The sequence below is a fragment of the Rhizobium sp. TBD182 genome (genome assembly GCF_001950375.1).
Lineage (GTDB): Bacteria > Pseudomonadota > Alphaproteobacteria > Rhizobiales > Rhizobiaceae > Agrobacterium > Agrobacterium tumefaciens.
In genome coordinates, this window is the sequence record NZ_BDLN01000001.1 from 627,488 (window position 1) to 636,316 (window position 8,829).

At 57.2% G+C, this 8,829-nt stretch carries 7 protein-coding genes and 3 tRNA genes; 2 read left to right on the top strand and 8 right to left on the bottom strand.

Features of this window, described 5'->3' with window-relative positions; translation table 11 throughout:
- Nucleotides 1-17: 17 nt before the first annotated feature.
- The 5 genes from T18_RS03165 to T18_RS27470 all read right to left on the bottom strand — a co-directional run bounded on the left by T18_RS03165 (nt 18) and on the right by T18_RS27470 (nt 1,809).
- Nucleotides 18-602 carry a NuoB/complex I 20 kDa subunit family protein gene (locus tag T18_RS03165; RefSeq protein ID WP_003512655.1) on the bottom strand — a complete coding sequence of 195 codons (585 nt, stop codon included), beginning with the start codon at nt 600-602 and terminating at the stop codon, nt 18-20.
- Nucleotides 593-958, bottom strand: coding sequence for an NADH-quinone oxidoreductase subunit A (locus tag T18_RS03170; protein WP_003512653.1), 366 nt, complete (start codon nt 956-958; stop codon nt 593-595). Before T18_RS03170 ends, T18_RS03165 begins: the two co-directional genes overlap by 10 nt.
- 435 nt (nt 959-1,393) lie before the next feature.
- Nucleotides 1,394-1,470, bottom strand: a tRNA-Asp gene (locus T18_RS03175).
- A gap of 41 nt (nt 1,471-1,511) precedes the next feature.
- A tRNA-Asp gene (locus tag T18_RS03180) sits at nt 1,512-1,588 on the bottom strand.
- Nucleotides 1,589-1,677: 89 nt separating this feature from the next.
- Nucleotides 1,678-1,809: a hypothetical protein gene (locus T18_RS27470; protein WP_003512651.1), complete on the bottom strand. Its 132-nt coding sequence runs from the start codon at nt 1,807-1,809 to the stop codon at nt 1,678-1,680.
- 226 nt (nt 1,810-2,035) lie between these two features.
- Between T18_RS27470 and T18_RS03190 the strand changes: the two genes are divergently transcribed.
- Both T18_RS03190 and T18_RS26940 read left to right on the top strand, forming a co-directional pair.
- Nucleotides 2,036-2,111: transfer RNA gene (locus T18_RS03190), tRNA-Val, on the top strand.
- A gap of 311 nt (nt 2,112-2,422) precedes the next feature.
- Nucleotides 2,423-2,563: a hypothetical protein gene (locus tag T18_RS26940; RefSeq protein ID WP_003512649.1), complete on the top strand. Its 141-nt coding sequence runs from the start codon at nt 2,423-2,425 to the stop codon at nt 2,561-2,563.
- A 208-nt stretch (nt 2,564-2,771) separates the two neighbouring features.
- On the opposite strand, the gene T18_RS03195 is transcribed toward T18_RS26940, so the two are convergent.
- The 3 genes from T18_RS03195 to lon all read right to left on the bottom strand — a co-directional run bounded on the left by T18_RS03195 (nt 2,772) and on the right by lon (nt 8,310).
- Nucleotides 2,772-4,970, bottom strand: a complete 2,199-nt coding sequence (locus tag T18_RS03195; protein ID WP_046205512.1) for an esterase-like activity of phytase family protein — start codon at nt 4,968-4,970, stop codon at nt 2,772-2,774.
- Nucleotides 4,971-5,328: 358 nt separating this feature from the next.
- A complete protein-coding gene (gene hupB, locus T18_RS03200; protein WP_003496481.1) occupies nt 5,329-5,604 on the bottom strand; it encodes a DNA-binding protein HupB in 276 nt (91 codons plus the stop codon).
- A 288-nt stretch (nt 5,605-5,892) separates the two neighbouring features.
- Nucleotides 5,893-8,310, bottom strand: coding sequence for an endopeptidase La (lon, locus tag T18_RS03205; RefSeq protein WP_038492788.1), 2,418 nt, complete (start codon nt 8,308-8,310; stop codon nt 5,893-5,895).
- Nucleotides 8,311-8,829: the final 519 nt, after the last annotated feature.

An 8,829-nucleotide genomic window follows, 5' to 3' on the forward strand; every position in this document is an offset into this window, starting at 1 on the left:
TAATCCGTCCTTTGCCCTTAGCGCTCGATCGTACCGGTACGCCGGATCTTCTTCTGCAGCAGAAGCACGCCGTAAAGCAGCGCCTCCGCCGTGGGGGGACAGCCCGGAACGTAGATATCCACCGGCACGACTCGGTCGCAGCCGCGAACGACGGCGTAGGAATAATGGTAATAGCCGCCGCCATTGGCGCAGGAGCCCATGGAGATGACGTAACGCGGCTCAGGCATCTGGTCATAGACCTTGCGCAGTGCCGGCGCCATCTTGTTGGTCAGCGTTCCCGCGACGATCATCACGTCCGACTGGCGCGGCGAGGCGCGCGGGGCGACACCGAAGCGCTCCATGTCGTAACGCGGGCCGGAAGCCTGCATCAGACCCTCGACGGCGCAGCAGGCAAGACCGAACTGCATCCACATCAGGGAGCCGGTACGCGCCCACGTGATCAGCTCGTCGGTCGAGGTGACGAGAAAGCCCTTGTCGGCCAGCTCGTCGTTGATTTCCGTGAAGTAGGCATCGTTGCTGCCGACAGGCTTGCCGGTCGCGGGATCGATGATCCCCTTCGGCTGCGGTGCAACGAGCGTGCTGTTGTTCTGGCTCATGCCCATTCCAGCGCTCCCTTCTTCCACTCATAGATAAAGCCGATGGTGAGAACGGCGAGGAACACCATCATAGACCAGAAACCGAACCAGCCCATATCACCGAAGGACACAGCCCAGGGGAACAGGAAGGCGACTTCCAGGTCGAAGATGATGAAGAGAATGGACACCAGATAAAACCGGATATCGAACTTCATGCGGGCGTCGTCGAAGGCATTGAAACCGCACTCGAAAGCGGAGAGCTTTTCCGGGTCCGGCGCCTTATAAGCGACAGCGAAAGGCGCGATGAGAAGCGCCAGGCCAATGACAAGAGCGATACCGATAAAGATTGCGATCGGAATATAGGAACTGAGGAGTTCAGTCATGGTCTCTTCCCTGTCCGGCCGGGTGCCGGACCTGCCTTTGCGACTGAAAGTCTAAAGGCGCACAAATATGTTGCAACGCCAAAGTGGTTAGCGCAGCCGCGCTCTCTCTGCAAGAGTTTAGGCACCATTTCAAGACACCTGCCGCATTGATTGGCAACAATATTGCCGGAATTGACGCAAATTTGGGCCACAATTCCGGGCTAAGCCCCTCAAATACAATAATAATCGATTGAACGACGCAACCGCAAAAAAGTCACACGAATTTTACGTCAAAATGGCAGCGAAGTGACGATCTCTCGATATCGAAACTTGACTAAAAACAGCAGGAAAAACCGCGCTCGCAAATGCCGGAAACAGGCGCTGAAATCGCCATTGCCGATATGGCAGGACTATGCCTGCTTGCTTCGTTTGGGAGTGTCATTTCGGTGAAAGAAATGGCGCGAGTGACGGGGCTCGAACCCGCGACCTCCGGCGTGACAGGCCGGCACTCTAACCGACTGAGCTACACCCGCGCTTCACAGACATTCGTCTGCGTTTTTTCCGAGGAACAGGATGGCGCGAGTGACGGGGCTCGAACCCGCGACCTCCGGCGTGACAGGCCGGCACTCTAACCAACTGAGCTACACCCGCTTATCCTGACCGACAAGACCTTAGTCTCGCCGTACGAACAAGCCTCGGCTGTTCGTTGAGCGGCTAACTACGGCGTTCGTGCGGGGGTGTCAAGCAGGTTTCACGACAAAAGAATAAGCTTCTTCATTTTGATCGGAAAAAACTGAAAGGCCTTTGACCGGCATTGCAGCGAATGCCTTGTTTTCCGGGCTTTTCCCAACAAAAACAAAAAACTTGTCCACAGCCGGGGCGTCCGTAACGCGATTCCAGCATACCGCCAAAGGTAACGGCCGGGCGTTGTTTTTATCGAAAAGCCCGCAGTTCCCGGCTTTTTGCCGATCACCTCTGCCAATGGGCAAAGCTGTCCGGAAAAAAAACAAAAAAACTTCACAAAAGCCCTTGCGGTTTTTTTCCGATCCGAATACATCACGGCCACCGACGCGGCAGACACGATCTGCAAGACGCGAAGGGCGATTAGCTCAGTTGGTAGAGCGCCTCGTTTACACCGAGGATGTCGGGAGTTCGAGTCTCTCATCGCCCACCATTTTCCAGCTTCTTCAGAACTTGTGCGTTACCAGGCCGAAGCTCTTTCGGATGTCGGTGCGTTCCGCCGTAAACCTCCGGCATCGGGAATCACGGGCCCTGCCCCCGATTCTGTAGACGGCCGCGGCCTTGGGCTGGTGAAGCGGCTTTTCCGGCGTGAGTCTATGCCAGATCGGCACTCCTGTTTCACATTCATACAGGCCGGCTCCAATAGGTGTGCCACCCCGCAACATCCCGAAAAATAAGCAGATTCAGACTTTTTAAAGAGATTTCATGCATTGTTTTCGAGCCGTTTCATGATGAACGGTATAAATGATGGATGAAACCATGTCGGTCGACGCGTTTGTAACACTCGCGCTTATTGCGCTGCCTGTTTATATTTTTTTCCGCTGGGTCCAGCAGGACTCGGAAAAAGACAGCACTCCCAAAAGCAAGAATTCCATGGGGCGGTGATCTCTAGCGATCTGGTCCACTGCACATTCATGGAAGTCCTCCGGATAACACCCTCGATTATGCGATAGCGACGCGACCATGCCGGTTTTAACGGCTGGTATGCGACTCATCGTGGGGAATCGGCATTTCCAAAATCGGGGTTTCTTCCGCCGCACAAAAAAGCCGGGCTATGCCCGGCTTTTCTCATTTGCGATTCTATTCTGCCCGATCAGTTGATCGCCTTCAGATCGACGGTAAAGAACAGCGTTTCGCCGGAAGATCCGTCGACGCCGTCATTGTCAGTGACGACATAGGCCGTTCCTGCCTTGTCGAAGGTGAAGCCTTCCAGCTTGTCAACGGTATAGCCATTCGTCTGGGCCTTGAGGTCCGGCAGGAAATCATGTGCTTCCTGCTTGGCCACCAGCGGCAGTTCGCCACCGATCTTGCCCGGCTTCAGGTCAGCGATCGCGACGCGGTAAAGCTTCTTGATCTTTGCCTTGTCACCGACCTGATTGTCGCGCTCGACGATATAGACATAGTCGCCCTGTGCGGTGATTTCAGAAAGGCCGACCCAGCCTGCCTCGGTCTTGTCGAGCGGGTAACGCACGGCGCCCCATTCCTTGGACTTCGGATTGTAGGAGACGAGCTTGACGAAACCCTTCTCGTCCGTGCCCCACTCGCGCTGTACGGCCATCCACAGCGTCGCGTCGTCGCCCTTGCCGATCATGGTCACGCCTTCGAAACCGAAACGGGTTTCGCCAGCCAGCAGTTCCTTCGGCAGAGCGATCTCAGCCTTGATCTCGCCCTTGGCGCTGACATTGTAGAGTGCGTGGGGCACGAGCTTGGCACTGTCACCTTCCGAGGCCAGCCAGAAGCCGCCCTTACCGTCAAGCGTAATGCCTTCGATGTCGAGTTTCTGGGCTGCGATACCGTCGCGCTTGATGCGCAGGGCGCTGGTTATGGTGGCGGGCTTCTTCGTTGCGTCGATGGTGTAGATCGACGGCTGGTTTCCATAGACCGAGTCGGACACGGCATAGAGGATGCCAGGCTTTTCAGCATCGCCCACCAGACCGGAGAGAGCGCCCCAGCCGATCGGTGCGCCATCCACGGTGGCGGAAGCGAGCTGCGGGTAGGCAATCTGGCCTTCTGCGCGTTCATAGATCATGACATGCGAGCGAGCGCCGCCATCTTCGACGAGATCGGCTTCGTTGGCAGTGACGAGAAGATTGCGCGACGGAATGGCGACGGCGCCTTCAGGCGAAATGCCCGAGGGCAGAAGCTGGACCAGTTCCGGTGTGCCGCCCGTATCCTTGTAGACCGCAGCGAGAGACGCGCGCTCGGCAAGAACGAAGAAGTACTTCTGGCCATCGAAGGTTGCCGCCTCCAGACCTTCCGGCTCGATGCCCTTGGCCTTGGAGCGCTTTTCCGGATAGTGGCCGATGCTGGCGGCAGCGTGCTCAAGGGTGGCACCGGCTTCATAAAGAAGCTTGCCGGTCTTGTCGAAAATGGTGAAGCCGCGCGCGCCGCCCTGCCAGTCACCCTCATTGGCGATGACTATGCGGTCATTGTCCAGCCACTTCACGGCATCTGGCTCACGCTTGCGGCCTTCCTGCTTGTCGGTGAACTTGATCTGGCCGTCCGTCTTCGTGTCGACGCCTTCCAGATCAACCGTGCCGGCGGAGAAATGCGTCTTTACCGTACCGGTCTTGCCGTCGATGATGACGATGTGGTTGTTTTCCTGCAGTGTGAGCGCGATCTCGCCATTGGCATTGATCGAGACGAATTCCGGCTCCGGATCTTCCGGGGAGATTTCGGCAAGGCCGGTCACGTCGATCTTCTTCAGCGTCGCGCAGTCAGCAACGCCGTTTTTCAGACCGACCGTCACCAGGTAACCGGCGGGCATCTGTGGCAGGGCGCCTTCGTTCACCTCCTCATCGCGTTCGTTCTCGATCGCGATGGCGGCGAAGGTCTTGTCCGGGGAAATTGCGACAGAATCTGGCTGGCCGCCGAGATCGCAGCTCGCTTCGATCTTCTTGGTGGCGATATCGACCGTCACCAGCTTTCCGGACGGCTTGGCGCGGTTTTCGGACGTGTTGACACCGGCCAGAACCTTGGCGCCAGCAACGGCAACCGAGGTCGGTTCGCCTTCCAGCAGCAACGCGCCGCCAGCCTTGGGTGCCTTGGCGTCGGTGATGTCAACGAATCCAATGCCGCCAAGCGGGCTGTCCGAATAGATCAGCGTCTTACCGTCTTCGCTGGCGGTTACGATTTCAGCTGAAGTGACGGTCTTCGCGTCCTTGTCCGCTGGCAGGTTCTTTACGACCGGGAAAGATGCGATGCGGTTGAAAACCGGCTCGGCAGCAGCCGGAAAGGCCGCGGACGTGAGCAGAGCAGCAGTCAAAGCCATCTGAGAAAGTCGGAACGCCATTATAAATCCCCCTTGGATCCAAAAAAACACCCTATGGCTTCTGCGTCAGAGACATGACAGCGGCATGACATTTCCTGTCGGAGGAATCAAAAAGCCCGACCATGAAGGCCGGGCTTTCCTGTTCGTGCGCACATTCCGCGTATCAGAGCGCCGTGTGACCGGATGGAGGCTACACAGGCGCGCTCTCCTACTTTCAAGTACATCTTGCCGGTTCGAAAAAAGGACTATCCGAAAAAGCATTTCGAAAAGCCGCCCGGTTTACGTGCTGGCATGATGGCGTCAGGGCGTCAAAACATGTTTCCTCGTGAACCTGAAAAGCCGCCCGCCCGCCGCCGGACGTCACGGCCTTTCGGAAACCTTACGAGTTGACGGCGTCCTTCAGGCCCTTGCCTGCGGAAAACTTCGGTACGTTGCGAGCCGGGATATCGACTTCAGCACCCGTGGAAGGGTTACGACCCTTGGAGGCTTCACGACGGCTTACGGAGAAGCTGCCGAAGCCAGCGAGACGGATGTCGCCACCGCTCTTCAGTTCGTTCTGTACGGTTTCGAATACGGCATCAACAGCGGAAGCAGCATCTGCCTTCGTGAGACCAGCCTTTTCGGCAACAGCAGAGACGAGCTCGTTCTTGTTCATGTTTCCACCCCTTTCAATGGTTTGAAACGACTCAAATTAAGCCGGCGCAGAATACGTCTGTATCCGCGCGCAGCAACTCAAAAGCGCTGGAATCGCCTGAAAAACAAGGGGTCTGCGGGGTTTTTCACAAAAAAGGCCGACATTTCTGCCGGCCTTTCCCTTAAACGTGCCAATTTCGCACCAGTTCTGCGAGCATCAAAGAAGCATCGCGCCTTTCGGCATCTAACACATTGAATCTACGCACAGGTGTCGCGAAAACCGATTCTGGCTTTCACAACGACGTGGCAATCAATGTGCGATCGTCTGTCCGCCCTCGTCGACACCGTCGACAGTTGCGATAACAGGCGTTTCGATGCTGCCGTCCCACTCGATTGGCTCGGGCATGCGAAGCAGCGCGTGCTTGATGACCTCACCCATGCGAGAAACCGGGATGATCTCCATCTCGTTCTTCACATTATCAGGAATATCCGCCAGGTCCTTGGCGTTTTCTTCCGGGATGAGCACCTTCTTGATGCCGCCGCGAAGCGCCGCAAGCAGCTTTTCCTTCAGGCCGCCGATCGGCAGCACGCGACCACGAAGCGTGATCTCACCCGTCATCGCCACATCCTTGGAGACCGGGATACCGGTCATGATAGAGACGATGGCGGTTGCCATGGCAACACCGGCAGACGGTCCGTCCTTCGGGGTAGCCCCTTCCGGAACGTGAACGTGGATATCGCTCTTGTCGAAACGCGGCGGTTCGATGCCGAAGTCCACGGCGCGCGAGCGGACATAAGATGCCGCTGCCGAAATGGATTCCTTCATCACTTCCTTGAGGTTGCCGGTGACCGTCATGCGGCCCTTGCCCGGCATCATCACGCCTTCGATGGTGAGCAACTCACCGCCGACTTCCGTCCATGCCAGACCGGTGACGACACCAACCTGATCCTCACGCTCGGCTTCACCGTGGCGGAACCGCGGAACGCCCAGATAATCCGGGACATTGGCTGCGGTGACTTCCACGGACTTGACCTTGCCCTTGATGATCTCGGTCACGGCCTTTCGTGCAAGCTTCATCAGCTCGCGCTCGAAGCTGCGCACGCCCGCCTCGCGAGTGTACTGCTGGATCACGATCATCAGAGCGTCGTCGCTGACCGAGAACTCTTCCGGACGCAGGGCATGTTCCTTGATCGCCTTCGGCAGCAGGTGACGCTTGGCGATTTCGCGCTTTTCGTCCTCCGTGTAACCGGCGATGCGGATCACTTCCATACGGTCCATCAGGGGACCTGGAATGTTCAGCGTGTTGGCCGTGGTCACGAACATCACGTCGGACAGGTCGTATTCCACTTCAAGATAGTGGTCCATGAAGGTGGAGTTCTGTTCCGGATCGAGCACCTCCAGCAGTGCGGAAGACGGATCGCCCCGGAAATCCATGCCCATCTTGTCGATCTCGTCGAGCAGGAAGAGCGGATTGGACTTCTTGGCCTTCTTCATCGACTGAACGATCTTGCCCGGCATGGAGCCGATATAGGTACGGCGGTGACCGCGGATTTCCGCCTCGTCACGCACACCACCCAGCGCCATACGCACATATTCGCGGCCGGTCGCCTTGGCGATCGACTTGGCGAGCGAAGTCTTGCCGACGCCGGGAGGACCGACGAGGCACAGGATCGGGCCACGGATCTTCGAAGCGCGAGCCTGCACGGCCAGATATTCAACGATGCGTTCCTTGACCTTGTCCAGACCGAAATGATCCTGATCGAGGACCGCCTCGGCGCTGTTGAGATCAACCTTGACCTTCGACTTCTTGCCCCAGGGCAGGCTGAGCAGCCAGTCCAGATAGTTGCGCACGACAGTCGCTTCCGCAGACATCGGGCTCATCTGGCGAAGCTTCTTCATTTCCGCCTCGGCCTTATCCTTGGCCTCCTTGGAAAGCTTGGTCTTGGCAATGCGCTCTTCCAGTTCGGCCATCTCGTCACGGCCATCCTCGCCGTCGCCGAGCTCCTTCTGGATCGCCTTCATCTGTTCGTTCAGATAATATTCGCGCTGCGTCTTCTCCATCTGGCGCTTGACGCGCGAGCGGATACGCTTCTCGACCTGAAGCACGGAAATTTCGCCTTCCATGAAGCCGAGCGCTTTTTCAAGCCGCTGCTTCACGCTGACGGTTTCCAGCATTTCCTGCTTTTCGGTGATCTTGATCGACAGGTGCGAAGCAACAGTGTCGGCCAGCTTCGAATAATCGTCGATCTGGCCGGCAGCGCCGACAACCTCGGGCGAAATCTTCTTGTTGAGCTTCACATAGCTCTCGAACTCCGAAACGACGGAACGCGACAGCGCCTCGATCTCAACCGGGTCTTCCGCAGGCTCCTGCAGCGGCGTTGCAGACGCTTCGTAGAAATCTTCGCGGTCGGTATAGGCCTCGATCTGGGCGCGGCCCTTGCCTTCCACAAGCACCTTCACGGTGCCGTCGGGCAGCTTCAGCAGCTGGAGAACGTTAGCGACCGTGCCGACCTTGTGGATGGCTTCCGGGGACGGATCGTCATCGCTGGCGTTGATCTGGGTAACAAGCATGATCTGCTTTTCCGAGCCCATGACCTCTTCGAGAGCGCGAATGGATTTTTCCCGCCCGACGAACAGGGGAACGATCATATGCGGGAAAACGACAATGTCGCGCAGGGGAAGTACCGGATAGATACCGCCGGATGCCGCAGACGTGATGTTCGTCATATCATTTCCTTTCATGGTCCCTTTCAGGACACTTTGCCTGACGTCTTGGGGCGTCCGGCATATTCATTTCTCGAGACTGAAAGTGGAGTTTCGGAACGCCGATTTCAAGTCACCGGAAGAGACGACCCCGCGCAACGGCACGGCCGTAAAATTCAAACAAATACAGCGCCGGCTATTACTCCCGACATTTCCGGTTATCCCACAGGATCAGGAACCGGGTCGCCGACGGTAATTCACATTTCCGTCATATCGCGCTGCAAATCAGTTTTAAGACTTTATCAGCAAAGCGCAATCCGCTCCAAACGCAAAATCGGGTTACTCCAAGTTAGCGGCAAGTTTCGCACCTGCCACAACAGAAAAGGCCCGCACGAGTGCGGGCCTTTTGAATTCATCAAAGCGTCGGATCGGTCAATCAAGCCGAAACATTGGCCTTTTCTTCCTGACGATCCGCATAGATGTAGAGCGGGCGAGCGATGCCGCTGACGACATCGTTGGAGATCACCACTTCGCGCACGCCTT